This window comes from Paraburkholderia sp. SIMBA_027 (assembly GCF_046535315.1).
GTDB lineage: Bacteria > Pseudomonadota > Gammaproteobacteria > Burkholderiales > Burkholderiaceae > Paraburkholderia > Paraburkholderia tropica.
The window spans coordinates 1-269 of the sequence record NZ_JAWRWY010000650.1 but is presented as its reverse complement, the minus strand read 5'-3'; the positions used below and the strand labels follow the sequence as shown (position 1 = coordinate 269).

Annotated in this window: 1 protein-coding gene; it reads left to right on the top strand. The window is 63.6% G+C overall.

The features are described from left to right. Nucleotides 1–226: OmpA family protein (locus SB764_RS40615; RefSeq protein WP_410866845.1), on the top strand; the 226-nt coding region annotated here is incomplete at its 5' end. Nucleotides 227–269: the final 43 nt, after the last annotated feature.

Below are 269 nucleotides of genomic sequence, written 5' to 3'. Positions count from 1 at the left end.
CGTCGAAGGCCACGCCGACGAACGCGGCACGCGCGAATACAACCTGGCTCTCGGTGCCCGCCGTGCGGCTGCCACCAAGGACTACCTCGCTTCGCGCGGCGTTCCGGCTCAGCGCCTGAAGACGATCTCCTACGGCAAGGAACGTCCGGTTGCTGTCTGCGACGATATTTCCTGCTGGTCGCAGAACCGCCGCGCCGTGACCGTTCTCGGTGGCGCAGGCATGTAATCTGCGGAAATCGCATTACATTTTGGAAAGGCGGTCCGTTCGC